General features: G+C 66.9%; 16 protein-coding genes. 8 read left to right on the forward strand and 8 right to left on the reverse strand.

Features of this window, described 5'->3' with window-relative positions:
* Positions 1-8: 8 nt before the first annotated feature.
* The 3 genes from cbiE to cobM are packed head-to-tail and all read left to right on the forward strand — an operon-like array spanning position 9 to position 2,397.
* Entirely contained in the window at positions 9-1,244 is a 1,236-nt protein-coding gene (cbiE, locus tag ACQR1L_RS32305) for a precorrin-6y C5,15-methyltransferase (decarboxylating) subunit CbiE (RefSeq protein ID WP_434861953.1), read from the forward strand.
* Entirely contained in the window at positions 1,241-1,639 is a 399-nt protein-coding gene (locus ACQR1L_RS32310; RefSeq protein ID WP_434861954.1) for a cobalamin biosynthesis protein, read from the forward strand. Before cbiE ends, ACQR1L_RS32310 begins: the two co-directional genes overlap by 4 nt.
* On the forward strand, positions 1,636-2,397 hold the full coding sequence (gene cobM, locus ACQR1L_RS32315; protein WP_434861955.1) for a precorrin-4 C(11)-methyltransferase: 762 nt from the start codon (positions 1,636-1,638) through the stop codon (positions 2,395-2,397). Before ACQR1L_RS32310 ends, cobM begins: the two co-directional genes overlap by 4 nt.
* Here the strand turns inward: cobM and ACQR1L_RS32320 are convergent.
* The gene (locus ACQR1L_RS32320) at positions 2,367-3,509 is read right to left on the reverse strand and encodes a cobalt-precorrin-5B (C(1))-methyltransferase (RefSeq protein ID WP_434861956.1); all 1,143 of its coding nucleotides are present in this window, start codon (positions 3,507-3,509) and stop codon (positions 2,367-2,369) included. The two genes, cobM and ACQR1L_RS32320, sit on opposite strands and share 31 nt — an antisense overlap.
* Before the next feature lie 35 nt (positions 3,510-3,544).
* On the opposite strand from ACQR1L_RS32320, the gene ACQR1L_RS32325 reads away from it, so the two are divergent.
* From ACQR1L_RS32325 to cyoB, 4 genes are all read left to right on the forward strand, one after another.
* Positions 3,545-4,882, forward strand: a complete 1,338-nt coding sequence (locus ACQR1L_RS32325; RefSeq protein ID WP_434861957.1) for a cobyrinate a,c-diamide synthase — start codon at positions 3,545-3,547, stop codon at positions 4,880-4,882.
* The gene (bluB, locus tag ACQR1L_RS32330) at positions 4,879-5,535 is read left to right on the forward strand and encodes a 5,6-dimethylbenzimidazole synthase (protein WP_434861958.1); all 657 of its coding nucleotides are present in this window, start codon (positions 4,879-4,881) and stop codon (positions 5,533-5,535) included. The genes ACQR1L_RS32325 and bluB overlap by 4 nt, the downstream gene beginning before the upstream one ends.
* Positions 5,536-5,649: 114 nt before the next feature.
* Positions 5,650-7,413: an SDR family oxidoreductase gene (locus tag ACQR1L_RS32335; RefSeq protein WP_434861959.1), complete on the forward strand. Its 1,764-nt coding sequence runs from the start codon at positions 5,650-5,652 to the stop codon at positions 7,411-7,413.
* Positions 7,414-7,425: 12 nt separating this feature from the next.
* A complete protein-coding gene (cyoB, locus tag ACQR1L_RS32340; protein WP_434861960.1) occupies positions 7,426-9,423 on the forward strand; it encodes a cytochrome o ubiquinol oxidase subunit I in 1,998 nt (665 codons plus the stop codon).
* A gap of 51 nt (positions 9,424-9,474) precedes the next feature.
* On the opposite strand, the gene ACQR1L_RS32345 is transcribed toward cyoB, so the two are convergent.
* The 7 genes from ACQR1L_RS32345 to ACQR1L_RS32375 form a co-directional block, all read right to left on the reverse strand.
* A complete protein-coding gene (locus tag ACQR1L_RS32345) occupies positions 9,475-10,029 on the reverse strand; it encodes a hypothetical protein (protein WP_434861961.1) in 555 nt (184 codons plus the stop codon).
* Positions 10,030-10,159: 130 nt separating this feature from the next.
* Entirely contained in the window at positions 10,160-10,561 is a 402-nt protein-coding gene (locus ACQR1L_RS32350; RefSeq protein ID WP_434861962.1) for a BA14K family protein, read from the reverse strand.
* Positions 10,562-10,717: 156 nt separating this feature from the next.
* Entirely contained in the window at positions 10,718-11,119 is a 402-nt protein-coding gene (locus ACQR1L_RS32355; protein ID WP_434861963.1) for a hypothetical protein, read from the reverse strand.
* Positions 11,120-11,243: 124 nt separating this feature from the next.
* Positions 11,244-12,026 (reverse strand): alpha/beta fold hydrolase, encoded by a 783-nt coding sequence (locus ACQR1L_RS32360; RefSeq protein WP_434861964.1) that lies wholly within the window; start codon positions 12,024-12,026, stop codon positions 11,244-11,246.
* 3 nt (positions 12,027-12,029) lie between these two features.
* Entirely contained in the window at positions 12,030-13,325 is a 1,296-nt protein-coding gene (locus tag ACQR1L_RS32365) for an O-acetylhomoserine aminocarboxypropyltransferase (protein WP_434861965.1), read from the reverse strand.
* A gap of 102 nt (positions 13,326-13,427) precedes the next feature.
* Positions 13,428-14,045: a nitroreductase family protein gene (locus ACQR1L_RS32370; RefSeq protein ID WP_434861966.1), complete on the reverse strand. Its 618-nt coding sequence runs from the start codon at positions 14,043-14,045 to the stop codon at positions 13,428-13,430.
* 81 nt (positions 14,046-14,126) lie between these two features.
* On the reverse strand, positions 14,127-15,128 hold the full coding sequence (locus ACQR1L_RS32375; RefSeq protein WP_434861967.1) for an aliphatic sulfonate ABC transporter substrate-binding protein: 1,002 nt from the start codon (positions 15,126-15,128) through the stop codon (positions 14,127-14,129).
* Positions 15,129-16,280: 1,152 nt separating this feature from the next.
* Between ACQR1L_RS32375 and ACQR1L_RS32380 the strand changes: the two genes are divergently transcribed.
* Entirely contained in the window at positions 16,281-16,769 is a 489-nt protein-coding gene (locus tag ACQR1L_RS32380) for a hypothetical protein (RefSeq protein WP_434861968.1), read from the forward strand.
* The last annotated feature ends 321 nt before the right edge of the window (positions 16,770-17,090 follow it).

Here is a 17,090-nt window from a genome sequence, read left to right on the forward strand (position 1 = left end):
CAGGGTCCATGGTAAATCCGGGCGCAACTTGCAACGCGGCGCGCTGGCTGTCCATCATCGGCATCGGCGAGGATGGCGTCGAGGGGCTCTCGGCGCCCGCGCGTCGTCTCATTGCGCAGGCGGCCCTGGTTGTCGGCGGCGTGCGTCATCTGGAGCTCGCATCGCCCCTGATTGCTGGCGAGCGTCTGGCGTGGCCGAGCCCGCTCCATCTGGCCTTCGATCAGATCGCGGCGCGCCGGGGTGAGCCGGTCGTCGTGCTCGCCAGCGGTGACCCCTTCAACTACGGCGTCGGCAAGCAGCTGATGCAGCGCTTCGCTGCCGCTGAGATGCTATGCGTGCCGCAGCCTTCCGCCTTCAGTCTGGCGGCATCGCGGCTTGGCTGGTCCCTGCAGGATATAGCGCAGGTGACGCTGCACGGCCGTCCGCTCGAAGGTATCATCCGGCATCTGGCGCCCGGCGTGCGTATTCTCGCGTTGGCCTGGGACGGTTCGACGCCCGCAAAGCTCGCAGCCTTGTTGACGTCGCGGCGGATGGGGCGCTCGCGCCTGACGGTGCTCGAAGCCATCGGCGGTCCGCACGAGCGGGTGCGAAGCGCGACGGCCAGCGCCTTTGACCTCTCGGACATCAACTCGTTGACGACGATCGCCTTGGAGGTGATTGCCGAGCCCGACGCGCCGGTGATCCCACTGACCTCGGGCCTCGCTGACGATCTGTTCGAACATGATGGCCAGCTCACCAAGCGCGATGTGCGTGCAGTCACGCTCTCGGCTCTTGCGCCGCAGCCAGGCGAGCTACTGTGGGATGTGGGCCTGGGCTCCGGTTCGGTCGCGATCGAGTGGCTGCTGCGCCATGGCACACTGCGCGCGATCGGCATCGAGGCGCGGCAGGACCGCGCCGACCGCGCGATGCGCAACGCGCTCGCGCTCGGTGCGCCCGATCTCAGGATCGTGCTGGGGCGCGCACCGGCGGTGCTCGCCGATCTCGAGCCGCCGGATGCGATCTTCATCGGCGGCGGCATTTCGGAGCAGGGTGTGTTCGAGACGGCATGGGCGAAGCTGAAGCCGGGCGGCCGCCTCGTGGCCAACGTGATTTCGCTCGAAGGCGAGGCACGGGTCACCGATCTGTTCGGCAGACACGGCGGCGATCTCATTCGCATCGCCGTCTCGCGCATCGAGCCGGTCGGCCGCATGCATGGCTGGCGGCAGGCCATGCCGGTGACGCAGTGGCGGGTGACGAAGCCATGATCGCGCTCGGGATCGGCTGCCGCCGCGACATCAGCGCCGACGCGATCGAGGCGGTGGTGGTTCAAGCTCTGACCGTTGCGCGGCTTTCGACCGCCGAGATCACCGTGATCGCAACGGCCGCCGACAAACAGGACGAGCCCGGCATCATCGAGACCGCAAAGCGCCTGCAGCGTCCGCTGCTTGGAATCGCGGCTGACGAACTCTCGGCGGTCGCCGATCTCACGGTCACCCGCAGCGATCGCGTGCAGCGTCTCAAGGGCGTGCCGTCGGTCGCGGAAACTGCGGCGCTCGCCGCGGCCGGCCGGAATGCGCGATTGATTCTGCCGCGGCTCGCTCATGCCTCCGCGACCTGCGCCATCGCGGAAGGCGAGGGCCCTGCGGAGCTGATGTCATGACGGTCCATTTCATCGGCGCCGGCCCTGGCGCAGTAGACCTGATCACCGTGCGCGGCCGCGATTTGATCGCGCGCTGTCCGGTCTGTCTCTATGCCGGCTCGCTGGTCCCGAAGGCGCTGCTCGATCATTGTCCGCCTGGCGCGCGCATCGTCGATACGGCGCCGCTGTCGCTCGAAGAGATCATCGCCGAAATGGCGCGGGCGACGGAAGCCGGTCAAGACGTCGCGCGGCTGCATTCCGGTGATCTCTCGATCTGGAGCGCGCTCGGCGAGCAGCTGCGGCGACTCGATGCCTTGGACATCGCCTATACGATCACGCCCGGCGTACCCTCGTTCGCGGCGGCCGCAGCGGCGCTCGGCCGCGAGCTGACGCTGCCGGGGCTTGCGCAGTCCGTGGTGCTGACACGCACCTCCGGCCGCGCCTCGGCGATGCCGGAGACGGAGCAGTTGTCGCTGTTCGCGCAGTCGCGCGCCACGCTCGCCATTCATCTGTCGATCCATGTTCTCGACAAGGTCGTCGACGAGCTGCGTCCGCATTACGGTGACGATTGTCCGGTCGCGATCGTCTATCGCGCGAGCTGGCCGGATCAGCGCGTCGTCACCGGCACGCTCGCGACGATCGCGGGCCAGATCGCGGCGGAGGCGATGGAGCGTACAGCGCTGATTCTCGTCGGCCGCGCGCTCGGCTCGGAGGATTTCCGCAACAGCGCGCTGTACGACGCCGACTATCAGCGGCGTTTCCGCGGGAGAGGCGAATGAGCCGGTCCGCTGCTCTGTCCCACCAGCCGGCCGTCACGGTCGAACACGGCGACATCGAGCGCGATCGCCTCGTTCCCCAGCGCACGATGCGCCGTCTGCCACGCCGCGTCCGCCACGGCCGCTCCCGCTGGGAAGCCCGCACGCTCGGAGTCCTGCAACACCTGCAGCGCGGTGTTGGCGCTGCGCGCGCGCGCGACCAGTTCGTCGGGAGCGCCCGCCTTGTGCAGCGTCTCGGCCAGCCAGCCGAGATCGACCTCGCCCGCGCGCGAATGCAGGTCCAGGAGTCCCTGGCCGAGCTTGGTCATCTTGGCGAAGCCGCCGGCCACGGTGACGCGGGCCACCGGATGGCGGCGCAGATATTTCAGCATGCCGCCGGCGAAGTCGCCCATGTCGATCAGCGCAGCCTCCGGCAGGCCGAACAGCTGCTGCACGGCCTTCTCCGATGTGCTCCCCGTCGCGCCGGCGACATGCGGCAGGCGGGCGGCACGGGCGACGTCGATGCCGCGATAGATCGAGTGGATCCACGCGGCGCAGCTGAACGGCACCACGATGCCCGTGGTGCCCAGGATCGACAGCCCGCCGACGATGCCGAGCCGCGGGTTCAGCGTCTTCTTCGCCAGCTCTTCCCCGCCTGGAATCGAGATTTCGACGACGACATCCCGTGTCGCGCCGAGCGCACGGGCAGCCTCGTCGAGAGCTGCCGTCATCATCTCGCGCGGCACCGGATTGATCGCGGGCTCACCAGGCGGCAGCGGCAGGCCGGGCCTGGTGATTGTGCCGACGCCGGGGCCGGCACGAAAGGTGACACCGGCGTCCGCAAGCTCCCGCTGCACCGTGGCCTTGACCAAGGCGCCATGCGTGACGTCGGGATCGTCGCCGGCATCCTTGATGACACCGGCCGTGGCGCGCGTGCCGTCGCCCTCGTGCATCGCCACGGCGAAGCTGACGCGGCGTCCGCCGGGCAGGGCGATCTCGACCATGGCGGGACAGCTGCCGGTGATCAGCAGCTCATACGCCGCGCGCGCGGCGGCCGTGGCGCAGCTGCCGGTGGTCCAGCCACGCTTCAGCGGTCGGTTCGGCGCCTCGCTCGTTCCCGTCATCCCGCAGCGCATAGCACATTTCGTTGCGACGTGGCGGTGTTCCAGCCATGACCATCACGGCGCCAAGGGGGATCATCATCGCGGCGCCGCGCTCGGGCGCCGGCAAGACCACGGTGACGCTCGGGCTGCTGCGGGCACTGGCCCGGCGGGGCACGCGGGTGCAGCCGTTCAAATGCGGGCCCGACTACATCGACCTCGCCTTTCACACCGTGGCGGCGCGGCGCACGAGCTACAATCTCGACGGCTGGGCGATGTCGGCGGCTCAGTTGCAGGGGCTCGTGTCCGCCGTGACCGCGGACGCTGACATCGCCGTCGTCGAGGGCGTCATGGGCCTGTTCGACGGCGCGCCGCAACCCGGCCGGGCGGGCCGGGGTTCGGCCGCTGATATCGCCGCGCTGCTCGGCTGGCCGGTCCTGCTCGTCCTCGACGTGAGCGGACAGACCGAGACGGCTGCGGCCATCGCGCTGGGCTGCGCGAAGTTCCGCGCCGACGTGCAGATTGCCGGCGTCATCCTGAACCGGCTCGCGAGCGAACGGCACCGCGCCCTGATCGATCCCGGCTTCAAGACCATCGGCCTCGATGTGCTCGGCGCGCTGGCCCGCAACGAGACGCTCACGCTGCCGGAGCGCCACCTCGGCCTGGTCCAGGCGCAGGAGATCACGGCGATCGAGAGCCATCTCGACAATCTCGCCGACCAGATCTCCCGATCGGTCGATCTGGACGCATTGTTGGCGCGCGCGCGCGCGGGGCATGGCCGGGAGCAGCACGGCGACGCCGGCTTCGGGATCCGGCCGCCCGGTCAGCGCATCGCGCTGGCCTCCGATGCCGCGTTCTCTTTCAGCTATCCACATCTGTTGCGACATTGGCGCGCTGCGGGCGCCGACATCGTGCCGTTCTCGCCGCTGAACGACGATGCGCCCGATGCGGCCGCCGATGCGGTGTGGCTGCCCGGCGGCTATCCCGAACTCCATGCCGGGCGACTTGCAGCCGCTCAGGCTTTTCTCGCCGGCCTCCGCGCGATGGCGGCGCGCGGTGTGCCGATCCATGGCGAGTGCGGTGGCTATATGACGCTCGGTGCGGGGCTCGAAGATGCAAAGGGTACGCGGCACGCGATGGCCGGACTGCTCGGGCTGGAAACATCGTTCGCCAGCCGCCGGCTCCATCTTGGCTACCGTCATGCCACCTTGCTGGCCGACTGCAGCCTCGGTGTGAAGGGAGCTTCCGTTCACGGTCACGAGTTCCACTACGCGACGATCCTGAGCGAAGCGGACGATCCGCTGATCGCCTGTCGAGACGCCTCGGGCCGAGCGATCGCCGAGCGTGGCTCGCGGCGCGGCTCCGTGACGGGATCGTTTCTGCATGTCCTGAGCGGAGAGGCCGCATGAGCTCTGCCAAGCAGGTGCCGCCGCAATTCGATGCCTCGTTCAGGGCGCGCTTCGCCGAGCTGGTTCGCTGGCGCCGCGACGTGCGCCGCTTCCGCAGCGATGCCGTATCCTCGGAACTGATCCAGCAGCTTCTGACCCTCGCATCCCATGCGCCGTCGGTGGGCTTCTGCCAGCCCTGGCGCTTCGTGCTGGTCGAAAGTGCGGAGCGGCGCGCAGCCGTCATCGCAAATTTCAAGCGCAGCAATGAGGCGGCACTGGCCGGCTATGACGGCGAGCGGCGTGCGCTGTATGCGAGCCTCAAGCTGGAGGGTCTCACACAGGCACCCGTGCATCTCGCGGTCTGTGCCGACGAGGGCACGGCGACCGGTTATCGTCTCGGCCGCGTCTCGATGCCGGAAACGCTGCGCTATTCGGTGGTCGCGGCGATCCAGACCTTCTGGCTCGCCGCGCGCGCCGAGGGACTCGGCGTCGGCTGGGTGTCGATCGTTGATCCCAGTGCGCTGTGCCGGGATCTCGATCTGCCGCCGGAGTGGAGCCTGATCGCCTATCTGTGCATCGGCTGGCCCCAGGAGGAGCACGACGATCCCGAACTCGAACGTCACGGCTGGGAAACGCGGCTTGCGCCGACCATGCTCGCGCCGCTCCGGCGGTAGTCCGGAACTTCGAGGATAGATGGCAGGCGGCGTTCCGCCGGCGCCGGTCCGGACGATTGAAACCATGAGCCGCTCCGGAGGTTTGTTGACGGGCATCTCGTCGGCGGACCTCGCATGGATCAAACATCTCGAAGCTTCGGCCACGGCTTGCGCGCCGTCGCAGAGAACGTCTGGATCGTCGACGCCGGGCGCATCAGCGCGGCCGGTCTGCCGCTCCCGATCCGCATGACCGTGATCCGCCTGTCGAGCGGAGATCTGCTGTTGCATTCGCCCACGCGATATTCCCTCGCGCTGCGCGAGGAGCTGGAACGGCTCGGTCCGATTAAATATCTGCTCGCTCCGAACGTCGCGCATTGGATGTTCCTGCCGGACTGGCAGGCGGCGCTTCCTCACGCGCGCGTCTATGCGGCGCCCGGTCTCGCCGAGCGTCGACAGGTTCGCCGCAGCCGCCTGCGCATCGATCGCGAGCTCACCGATGTCACCCCGGACGAATGGTCCGAAGATCTGCAGCTGGTCTTGGTCTCGGCCCCGTTCTTCACCGAGGTCGAAGTATTTCATCGGCCGAGCCGGACCCTGATCCTGACCGATCTCGTGCAGAATCTCGCGCCGGAGAGCTTGGGTCTCCTGTCGCGCCCGGCTGCCAGCCTGCTTGGCATCACGGCGCCCGATGGCAAGGCGCCGGCCTATTTGCGGATGCTGTTGCGGCTGGGAGGTCGCGCCGTGCGCCTCGCTGCGGCGCGCCTGATCGCGCTGTCGCCTGAGCGCGTCATCTTCGCGCATGGTCGGTGGTTCGACAGCGGCGGGACGCAGCAACTGCGTCGCTCGCTCGGCTGGCTGATCGATGCCTCGCCGGAGGCGCGACGGCTGATGCGCGATCTGAGAGGAACCCGCGTCGTCGTCACCGGCGCCTCCAGCGGCATCGGCCGGGCAACGGCGCTCGCGCTTGCGCGGGAAGGGGCGAGCATCGTGCTCGCCGCGCGGCGCGAGGACGTGCTGAAGGATGTTGCCGCCGAATGCGAGACGCTCGGCGGACGCGCCCTGGCGGTCGGCACCGATGTGACCGACGCTGAGCAGGTCAAGCGGCTGGCCGAGCAGGCCGTGCAGACCTTCGGCGGCATCGACATCTGGATCAACAATGCCGGGACCGGGGTGTTCGGCGCCTATCAGGATGCCGATATCGCGCTTCACCGCAAGACGATCGAGGTCAATCTCCTTGGCACGATGAACGGCGCCTATGCGGTGCTGCCGATCTTCCTGCGGCAGCGACGGGGCACGTTGATCAACAACATCTCGCTGGGTGGCTGGGCGCCGACGCCGTTCGCAGCGGCCTACACGGCGAGCAAGTTCGGCTTGCGCGGCTTCTCGGCCAGCCTGCGCCAGGAGCTCGCGGCTCACAAGGACATTCACGTCTGCAGCGTGTTCCCTGCGATGGTGGATACGCCCGGCTTCGTTCATGGCGCCAACATGTCCGGCCGCAACCTCGACCCCGGTCCGCTGCTGTATCGGCCCGAGGACGTGGCAGAGACGTTCGTGCAGCTCATTCGCGCGCCGCGCGACGAGATCGCCGTCGGTTGGCCGGCCCGGCTCGGACAGGTCTCCTACGCCTTGGCGCGGCGGCCGACGGAGCGACTGATGAGCTCGGCCTTCCGCTTCCTGCTGTCGCGAGCCCACATGGCGCCGCGCAGTTCCGGAGCCGTGCTGGCTCCGATTGCAGCGGGCACGGCGGTGAGCGGCGGATGGCTCGGTCGCAAGAAGCTGCCGCCTGCGGGCCAGCTCAGCAAGATCGGTCTCGCGGTCGGGCTCGGTGGCCTGGCGTTGGTGATGATTGCACGGGGACGCCGCCCGCGCGCCACGCCGCGTGTCCGCTCGCATCACTGAACCGGAGGCTGCATGCTCGGCAAGCTCGATTGGTCGGCCATTCCGTTCGGCCAGCCCATTCCGCTCGCTGCCGCCGGGCTTGTGCTGGTCGCGATCCTCGGCGTGCTCGGCTGGGTGTTCGCGAAGGGATACTTTCCCTATCTCTGGCGCGAATGGATCACCAGCGTCGATCACAAGCGGATCGGCGTGATGTACATCCTGCTGGCCTTCGTGATGCTGCTGCGTGGCGGCACCGACGCGATCATGATGCGGACGCAGCAGGCGGTGGCGTTCCATTCGAACGGCTATCTGCCGCCTGAGCACTACAACCAGATCTTCTCCGCCCACGGCACCATCATGATCTTCTTCGTGGCGATGCCGTTCGTGATCGGACTGATGAATCTCGTCGTGCCGCTGCAGCTCGGCGTCCGCGACGTCGCGTTTCCCACGCTCAATTCGGTCGGGTTCTGGCTGACCGCGTCCGGCGCGCTGCTGGTCAATGTCTCGCTCGTCATCGGCGAGTTCGCGCGGACCGGCTGGCTGCCGTTTCCGCCGCTCTCCGAGATGACCTATTCGCCCGGCGTGGGCGTCGACTACTACATCTGGGCGCTGGAAATCTCCGGGATCGGAACGCTGGTCGCCGGCATCAACCTCGTCACGACAGTGCTCAAGCTGCGCACGAGGGGCATGAGCTATCTGCGCATGCCGATGTTCTGCTGGACCACGCTCGCCTCCAATCTTCTGATCGTCGCGGCCTTTCCGATCCTGACGGCGACGCTGACGATGCTGATGCTCGACCGCTATTTCGGCTTCCACTTCTTCACCAATGAGGCCGGCGGCAACATGATGATGTTCATGAACCTGATCTGGGCCTGGGGGCATCCCGAGGTCTACATCCTGGTTCTGCCGGCCTTCGGCATCTATTCGGAGGTCGTCGCCACGTTCTCGAGCAAGTCGCTGTTCGGCTATCGCTCGATGGTGCTGGCGACGATGGCGATCTGCGTCGTCTCCTTCATGGTCTGGCTGCATCATTTCTTCACGATGGGGGCGGGGCCCAACGTGAACGCGATCTTCGGGATCGCCAGCATGATCATCGCGGTGCCCACGGGCGTGAAGATCTACAACTGGCTGTTCACGATGTACGGCGGCCGAGTGCGTTTTACGACCCCCATGCTGTGGTCCATCGGCTTCATGATCACCTTCATGATCGGTGGGCTGACGGGCGTGCTGGTCGCGGTGCCGCCGGCGGATTTTCTGCTGCACAACAGCCTGTTCCTGGTGGCGCATTTCCACAACGTGATCATCGGCGGGGTGCTGTTCGGCGTGTTCGCGGGCATCACCTACTGGTTTCCGAAGGCCTTTAGCTTCCGCCTCTACGAGAGCTGGGGCAAGGCGGCGTTCTGGTTCACGCTGATCGGTTTCTACGTAACGTTCATGCCGCTCTATGTGGTAGGACTGATCGGCATGACCCGGCGCATGCAGCATTACGACGTCGCCGAATGGCGCCCCTGGCTGGCGGCGGCGACCGTCGGCACGGCGCTGCTCGCGATCGGCGTCATCCTCCAGATCCTCCAGCTCGTGTTCAGCATCCGCGATCGCGAGCAGTTGCGCGATACGACCGGTGATCCATGGGACGGCCGCTCGCTGGAATGGGCCACGTCCTCGCCGCCGCCCGTGTTCAACTTTGCGGTGCTCCCCAATGTGACGGGGCAGGATGCGTATTGGCGGATCAAGGAAAACACCAAGGACCAGCAGCTTCACACCAGGAAGACGGACTATCAGGACATCGAGCTGCCGAAAAACTCTCCTACCGGGTTCGTCTGCGCGTTCTTCGCCACGGTCATGGGCTTCGCGCTGATCTGGCACATCTGGTGGATGGTCGCGCTTGGTGCAATGGGGGCGTTCGCGACGTTTGTCGTGTTCGCCTGGCGCGACCACGATGAGTACGTCATCCCGGCGGCCGAGGTGGCACGGATCGATCGGCACCTCATCGAAGCGCGACAGCGGCCGGCAGCAGCGGCCGAAGCGTGAAGAGGTCGTCCCGGTGCGAGCGGGTGGCCGATCGCACCGGGACGTGAACCATCACCAGCGATGGTGCGTGCGGATCACGCCATGGCCATGGCGGTGTCCGAAATGCCGGCCGCCGTGCCAGCCGTGATGATGGCCAAACCCGGGACCGCGGTAGTAGCCATAGCTGTGCCGCCAGGGGCGATGGTGGTTGTAGTAGCCATAGCTGCGATAGACCGGGCGCGGGGCATAGCTGTAGCCATAGCCGCCATAGTACGGACGATAGGAGCTCACCGGGTAGTAGCCGCCGCCGTAGCCGTAATAGGGGGAACTCGCATAGCGATAGCCGCCATAGCCGTAGGACGGGTAGGGCGCGTAGCCGTAGCTCGGCGCGGCAATCGCCGATCCGATCACGGCGCCGGCCAGAAGCCCGGCTCCGATCGCCGCACCGCCGCCCCAGCCGCCATGATGGTGCCAGCCGCGATAGCCGACCTGAACGGCGTGCGATGTCTCAGCCGGCTTTGCTGACGCGGAGAGCGATGTCAGCGGCGCTGCGGAGACCGATTGCAGGGTGGACAAAGAGATCGCGCCGGCGATGGCCAGGGTCGCGGCGGCCTTGAAAGTCATCATTCTGATTTCTCCCGTGGTGATGGGTCTTGCTCAATCCGAACGACAGAAGCTTGGTTTCAGTTCTCGCGGCGGACCGATTGTCGCGGTACGTTTGTCGTAGACGCGCCTGCAGCATCCGCCGGACATCTTGCTAGCGGCAGAGATGACGGCGGCCATCCTTGCCGAGATAGGTGCCCGAGCGCGGGTCGTAGGACCGGTGGCGTTGCGAGCAGGCAATCTCCGCGCGGCTCGCCTCCGCGCGGCTGTTCGCGACGGCGCTGCCGAGCATCGCGCTCGCGGCGACGGCGGCGCCCTTGGTGTCGTGATGGGGCCGATAGCCGTATTGATAGCCGTGACGACGTCCGAGACCGGGGTGCCAGTCATGTCCGCCGCGCCAGTGCCGGTACGCGATGGTCTGAACTCCACCGGTGTCGGCGATTCCGGCTGCCGGGGCCGGATGAGCCGGCAGCATCGGCGCCGCGGTCGCGGATGTTGCGACGGACAGCGCGAGAGTTCCGACGGTCGCTGCGGCCGCAAGTCTTCGCAGGTTCATCTGCGTTGCTCCTTTCTGCGACCGAGATAGGAGAAGCCACGTTTTGCCACAACGGCCCGCTCTGCGTCACCGCGTCGCCTCAATCGGTGGCACGACGTCGCATCGTTGCCATAAGGTCGCAGCGGCTCGGCGAGCCGCTGCGATGTGTTGCTTGCGTCAGCGCGGCGGAACGACGCCGTTGGTCGACGGGGTCCGCTCGTTGCGCATGCCGGGCGGGCTCGACGCGCCCTGGCCGCCACGCTCCACGTGGCTCGGACCACCGCCGCCGGCTGAGCTGCCCGAACCGGAGCCCGCGCCCGATGATCCCGCTGCACCGGCGCCCGCGCCACCGGCCCCGCCCGAGCCGGCGCCGCCGGCTCCAGATCCGCCAGCGCCTGCTCCGCCGGCGCCAGAACCACCTGCGCCGGATCCGCCGGCGCCCGCTCCGGCACCGCCGGATCCTCCACCTGCGCCGCCGCCCGATCCGCCGCCACCGCCGCCGCCTTGCGCGAAGGCCGCACCGACCGAGCCGGCCGCGATCACGGTCGCGGCGAGCAGCGTGAGAATTGTCTTTCGCATTGTTGCGCTCCTTGAGGTTTCACCAACCACCAATCGAGCGCGTTACACCGCGTTCCTAATTCTCACGGGCGCAAAGGTCGCGCCCCAGATCGCCTTCGTTCCGCGACGGAACAACCAGGCGCAACTAATCGATCAATGCGTCGAGCAGCGCGTCCGGACATTCCGCCATCATCGTGTGTCCCGCACCCGGCAGCACGATCGTGCGCGACTGCGCGATCGCCGCAGCCAGCGCCTTGCCGGCCTTCACCGGCGTCATCATGTCCTTCTCGCCGAGGATGAGACGCGTCGGCACCTTGATCCTGGCTGCCGCTGCCAGCGCATCCTGATAGTTGTTGCAGGCGGAGAGATCGTTGAACAGCACGCCCGGCGCACAGCGCTCCAGCGTCGCCTGCGCGCCGCCATGCATCCACAGGCCGGGCGCGCGGCTGCCGCCGAGCTCGGCTGCAAAGCCGAGACCCCAGATCGAGACCATGTCGATCGCCGCGTGATCGTTGCTCTCGGCGGCCTTCAGCAGATCCGGTCCGACCGTCATCGTGGCTGCGGTGCCGATCAGGCTCAGCGCCGAAACTCGTTCCGGATGGCGCGCGGCGGCGTCGAGCGCGATCAGCGAGCCCATCGAATGGCCGATCAGATGCGCGGGCTTCGCATCCACCGCCTGCAGCAGCGCGGCGACCCAATCGGCCATCGCGGCGATCGTCGGCAGCGCCGGCCCGGCGGAGCGGCCATGGCCGGGCAGGTCGGGGGCCAGCACGGCAAAGCCGTGATGGGCGAACCAGCGGCTGTGCAGCGCCCAGACCGAATGGTCGAAGCCGGCGCCGTGCACGAAGACGACGGCGGGGAGGGGGGCATCGAACGCGCGGCCGCCGGTCGCCACGAACACCTCGCGGTCCTGGATGGACAGTTGCATGGCTCACACCTTCTGCGAGGCGCGCAGCGCCTGTCCGAGATCGTCGATGATGTCAGAGGCCGCCTCGATGCCGACCGACAGCCGGATCAGCTCCTCGCCGATTCCCGACGCCGCGAGCTGCGCCGCGTCCATCTGCTGATGCGTGGTGGAGGCCGGATGAATCACCAGCGTCTTGGCGTCGCCGACATTGGCGAGATGGCTGATCAGCTTCAGGCTCTCGATGAACTTGCGGCCCGCGGGGCGGCCGCCCTTGATGCCGAACGAGACAATCGAGCCGGCGCCGCGCGGCAAGAGCTCCCTGGCGAGCGCGTGGTCCGGATGCGTCTCCAGCGAGGGATGCAGCACCCAGTCGACGGCCTTGTTTGCGGTGAGCGCGGAAAGCACCGCGGCCGTATTGGCGACATGGCGCTCCATGCGCAGATGCAGGGTCTCGACGCCCTGCAGCAGATGAAAGGCGTTGGTGGGCGACAGGCAGGCGCCGAAATCGCGCAGGCCCTCGGTGCGCGCGCGCATGATGAACGCGGCGGTCCCGAACTGCTCGTCGAAGACGATGCCGTGATAGCCGGCATAGGGCTCGGTGAGCTGCGGAAACTTGCCCGACGCCCGCCAGTCGAAGCGGCCGCCATCGATGAGGGCGCCGCCGATCGCGATGCCATGCCCGCCGAGCCATTTGGTCGCCGAATGCATCACGATGTCCGCGCCTTGCGCGATCGGCTGGCTGAGGTAGGGGGTGGCGAAGGTGTTGTCGATCAGCAGCGGGATGCCGGCGGCGTGCGCGATCGCCGAGACCTTGGGAATATCCAGCACCTCGAGGCCGGGATTGCCCAGCGTCTCGCCGATGACGAGGCGCGTGTTCGGCTTGATCGCGGCGCTGAAGCCGTCGAGGTCGCGCGGCTTGACGAAGCTCGTGGTGATGCCGAACCGCGGCAGCGTGTGCGCCAGCAGGTTGATGGTGCCGCCATAGAGCGAGGACGAGGCCACGATGTGGTCGCCGGCATTGAGGATGGTGGCGATCGCCAGATGCAGCGCCGCCTGGCCGCTCGCGGTGCAGACCGCGCCGACGCCGCCTTCCAGCGCCGCAAGGCGCTCCTCGAGCACCGCCGTGGTCGGGTTGGAGATGCGGGTGTAGATGTGGCCGGCGCGTTCGAGATTGAACAGAGCTGCCGCGTGCTCGGTATCGTCGAACACGTAGGACGTGGTCTGATAGATCGGCACCGCACGGGCGCCGGTCGCGGGATCCGGATGCTGGCCCGCATGCAGGCTCAGGGTCTCGAAGGCAGGCGGTTTCGGCGGCGGCATGCGGATCTCGGCTCTCGTCTGACGATGGTCCCGCTTTCTGCCACAGATTTCACCGGGCGTCAGGGGCGGCGCCATCACGCCGTCCCTGAACGCGTCGCGTCGTCAGCCGAAGCTCTTCGGGAACAGGCCCGCCGTGGCGATCTCGGCAATGGCGAGTCGCGGGCTCGGTTTCTCGCGGTCCTTGAGCCCGGCCGGAAGCTTCTCGCCGTCGCCCTTGCGTCCCACCGCGATCGCGATCTCCACGGCGAAGCCGTCGGGCACGCCGAGCGCGGTCTGCGCGGCGGCGACGTCGAAGCCGCTCATGCCGTGGGTGGCCCAGCCCGACAACGCGGCCTGGTTGGCGAAGTTGGCCCAGGCGGCGCCGGCATCGAAGGAATGCGTGCGGGTCGGCGCCGGCTCGGTCTTGCCGGCCGGAATGAAGGTCTTCTTGGAGACCACGTAGACCAGCGCGGCGGCGTGCTGCGCCCAGCCGCGGTTGAATTCGATCAGCGGCGCCAGGAAGGTGTCGAATTCAGCCGAGCCGCGCAGCGCGTAGAGGAATCGCCAGGGCTGTGAATTGTAGGAAGAAGGTGCCCAGCGCGCCGCCTCGATGAAGGTGAGCAGCGCGCTCTCCGGCAGCGCCTCGTCGGTGAAGCCGCGCGGCGACCAGCGGTCGACGAAGATGCGATGTGCCGGATGCTCGGTGGTGCGGTCGGTCGGCGCGGGAAGATGGGCAGTCACAGTCGTCTCCTTGCAGTCAGGCCCGCCGTCGGGCTGCGTGCGCCGCTTCGTTGCGGCGCACGGTTCCGTCGCATCTTTGGCTCACGGCGCCTTCGGAGTCCAGATCGCCAGCGCCGAGGTATCGACCTTCGCAGGAAGAACCCGCTCGGCGAGAAAAGCGTCGGCGATCTTCTGTTGCTCCGACAGGCCGGCCGGGGTCACGGCGCCGACCTGGTAGGAGCGGTGGCTGTTGGCCTCCTCGACGGTAGCCGCATCGATCCCCCAGAGCGCGGCGAGCTGGCCCGCCGCCGCGGCCGGATTGGCTTTCACCCATTTGCCGGTCTCGACGAGCTTGCCATAGATGACGTTGAGCGCATCGCCGTGTTTGGCGGCGTAGTCGGCGGAAGCGAGGTAGTAGCGCTTGTAGCTGGCGAGCCCGTCGCTGCCGTCGGCGAGCACGCGCGCGCCGGACTGGCGGATCGTGCTGGTCAGGAACGGATCCCAGGCGACCCAGGCGTCGACATTGTTGCTGACGAAGGCGGTGCGGCCGTCGGCCGGCGGCAGATAGGCCGGCGTGATGTCCTTGAAGGACAGGCCAGCCTTGGCGAGTGCCGACAGCAGCAGATAATGACTGCCGGCGCCCTTGGTCACGGCAATCTTCTTGCCCTTGAGGTCGGCGAGAGTCTTCACCGGCGAGGCGGTCGCCACGAGGATCGCCTGTGCCGACGGCGACGCGGCTTCCTCCGCGACATAGGCGAGCTTGGCACCGGCAGCTTGCGCGAACACCGGAACGGTGTCGGCGACATCGGCGCCGACATCGATGCTGCCGATGTTGATGGCCTCCAGCAGCGGCAGGCCGCTGGAGAATTCGTGCCAGGAGATCTTGATGTCGAGCGGCGCCAGCGCCTTCTCCAGCTCGCCATTGGTCTTCAACAGCGCGATCAGGGTCGAGGATTTCTGGTAGCCGATGCGCAGCGGCTCGGCGGCTCCGGCCGGTGTGATCGTGAGCGCGCCGAGCAGGGCCACGCTGGCCGCCAGCAGGGCGCGACGGGCAAGCTGCCATGGCCGCGCGTGCGGAAGCCGGGGAGCGGAAGAGGGGATCATGTGCGGAAATCTCCTGACAGTCATCGATGCGGGTCTGATCGGATCAATCGCAGGATCGTTTATCCCTTGCAATTTTGCAGATCGGCCGGAATGGAGGCGAACATTCTTCATTCGATGCCAATGCGAGAAATCTGTTGCTGTTTCGCATCCCCAGGTAGCCGCTCGCAGCCTCGCGGCGTGCTTGGCGCCCGAGCTATGTCTGCCGTTCGTCCCTCCCGGAAGGAGAGGGCGCAGGGAAGGCCGGGCGTCGACTGACACCCATGGCCCGCGTGCAACAAAAAAAGCACGCGGCGGTCACCACAGGATCAGCCGGACATCCGGCCTTCCCTGCGCGATGGGCTTACGGCTTATACGCGATCTCCCCGGTGCGCCGGGCTTTCTGGCCACCGTTGCGCATGATGCTTGCGCATCAGCGCGTGATACTAGCGTCGGAGTATCAGGACCACGCGACTTCGCCGTCCGGCTCCCATCGTACGCCCGCGCGCTTGACGCACGCTGCGACGAGAACCGGCCACCGCATCCCACCCAACGCTTCGTGACGTTCGCGACAGCGCCCCTCGATCGGGCGGGATGGGGAGATATGATCATGATTTCGGTAAAAAAGAAACAAGAATATTTTTCGCCGCGGGACTGGACAGTGCAAATCAGCTTGAGATTGCTGGGGATTATCGGGTGTTCGCGCATCAGGAAAAGCAGTTGTCGACGCAACCGATCCCGGCGCGGCCGGTGCAACCTCTTCCCGCCCTTTGCGGGGAGAGGTCGGATTGCGCAGCAATCCGGGTGAGGGGCATGGCACATCCGTAGCCCCGATCGCGAGTCCATCGGACGGGCACGTCAATGTGAGACGTGCTGTGCATGATAGATAGCAGGCCTCGGAAGGTGAGCCGCGTGCAGAGACACCGCACCGCTCGCGTGGCTGCCCCTCACCCCAACCCTCTCCCCGTAAAGAACGGGGAGAGGGAGCACACCGCACATGCCGAGATTGCGCAGTCATCGGCGACCGCGTTTGCTGCGGCCGGCGCGTAGGGCGGATTCGCCGAAGGCGTAATCCGCCGCTTTTGTCAGGACAACACGTTTGCTAGAATTCGGTCAGGCGCATTACGCTCCACTCATCCGCCCTACGAGCTAGTCAAAAAGCCGACGGAATAGACCATGCGCATCTTCTCGGACTCGATCGGCTTTGACGTGGGAGAAGCTCGGGACCTTCTTAGACAAGGTGAAGAGGAAGGCGCTGTTGCCTATTTGGAGCAGTTCATAGCAAAAGGCTCCATTCTGGCCATGATCGAGATGGCTGAGTATTTGCAAGATAGGGGCGACAGCTCTTCTAGTTTGCGCTGGATGGAAAAGGCCGAACGGACAATCCGCCCCGAGGACTTCGATTCGCTTCTCTATCTTTCGGGAGCTCTTCGGCGCGGACTTGGAGCCGGGACTGCCCGGGAGCGCTATTTTCGAGCTTTCGACTTGAAGGAGCGAGTGGCGGAAGCGGGTCATCTGGCGGCCATTCGGGAAATGATCGTAAACTACGCTCATGGCCTCAATGGTGCCGCAAAGGATCCAGAACGGGCTATCTATTGGGTGAGGAAAGCTGCTGCGCTCAATGACGAAGAGGCGAAGCAAATTCTTCGCGAAGAAGGGATCTGAAAACGCGTAACCCGGAAAAGCGCGTAGGGCGGATCAGTACGACTGAGTCAAAAGATCGCCCTACGAGCTCCCCGCCCTTTGCGGGAAGAGGTCGGATTGCGCAGCAATCCGGATGAGGGGCATGGCACATCCGTAGCCCCGATCGCGAGTCCATCGGAGGGGTATGTCGATGTGAGACGTGCTGTGAATGATAGAGAGCAGGCCTCGGAAGGTGAGCCGGGTGCAGAGACGCAGCACCGTCCGCGTGTGTCCGACCGGGCTGATCCCTGACATTTTAGACCGGGCTGATTCCTGACAATATTCCATCATTGGTGGGATGTC

It is taken from the genome of Bradyrhizobium sp. HKCCYLR20261, assembly GCF_051168435.1.
Lineage (GTDB): Bacteria > Pseudomonadota > Alphaproteobacteria > Rhizobiales > Xanthobacteraceae > Bradyrhizobium.

Coding starts and splice junctions, on each gene's coding strand:
- cbiE (WP_434861953.1), top strand. CDS start 9: ATGGTAAATCCGGGCGCAACTTGCAACGCGGCGCGCTGGCTGTCCATC.
- ACQR1L_RS32310 (WP_434861954.1), top strand. CDS start 1,241: ATGATCGCGCTCGGGATCGGCTGCCGCCGCGACATCAGCGCCGACGCG.
- cobM (WP_434861955.1), top strand. CDS start 1,636: ATGACGGTCCATTTCATCGGCGCCGGCCCTGGCGCAGTAGACCTGATC.
- ACQR1L_RS32320 (WP_434861956.1), bottom strand. CDS start 3,509: ATGCGCTGCGGGATGACGGGAACGAGCGAGGCGCCGAACCGACCGCTG.
- ACQR1L_RS32325 (WP_434861957.1), top strand. CDS start 3,545: ATGACCATCACGGCGCCAAGGGGGATCATCATCGCGGCGCCGCGCTCG.
- bluB (WP_434861958.1), top strand. CDS start 4,879: ATGAGCTCTGCCAAGCAGGTGCCGCCGCAATTCGATGCCTCGTTCAGG.
- ACQR1L_RS32335 (WP_434861959.1), top strand. CDS start 5,650: ATGGATCAAACATCTCGAAGCTTCGGCCACGGCTTGCGCGCCGTCGCA.
- cyoB (WP_434861960.1), top strand. CDS start 7,426: ATGCTCGGCAAGCTCGATTGGTCGGCCATTCCGTTCGGCCAGCCCATT.
- ACQR1L_RS32345 (WP_434861961.1), bottom strand. CDS start 10,029: ATGATGACTTTCAAGGCCGCCGCGACCCTGGCCATCGCCGGCGCGATC.
- ACQR1L_RS32350 (WP_434861962.1), bottom strand. CDS start 10,561: ATGAACCTGCGAAGACTTGCGGCCGCAGCGACCGTCGGAACTCTCGCG.
- ACQR1L_RS32355 (WP_434861963.1), bottom strand. CDS start 11,119: ATGCGAAAGACAATTCTCACGCTGCTCGCCGCGACCGTGATCGCGGCC.
- ACQR1L_RS32360 (WP_434861964.1), bottom strand. CDS start 12,026: ATGCAACTGTCCATCCAGGACCGCGAGGTGTTCGTGGCGACCGGCGGC.
- ACQR1L_RS32365 (WP_434861965.1), bottom strand. CDS start 13,325: ATGCCGCCGCCGAAACCGCCTGCCTTCGAGACCCTGAGCCTGCATGCG.
- ACQR1L_RS32375 (WP_434861967.1), bottom strand. CDS start 15,128: ATGATCCCCTCTTCCGCTCCCCGGCTTCCGCACGCGCGGCCATGGCAG.
- ACQR1L_RS32380 (WP_434861968.1), top strand. CDS start 16,281: ATGCGCATCTTCTCGGACTCGATCGGCTTTGACGTGGGAGAAGCTCGG.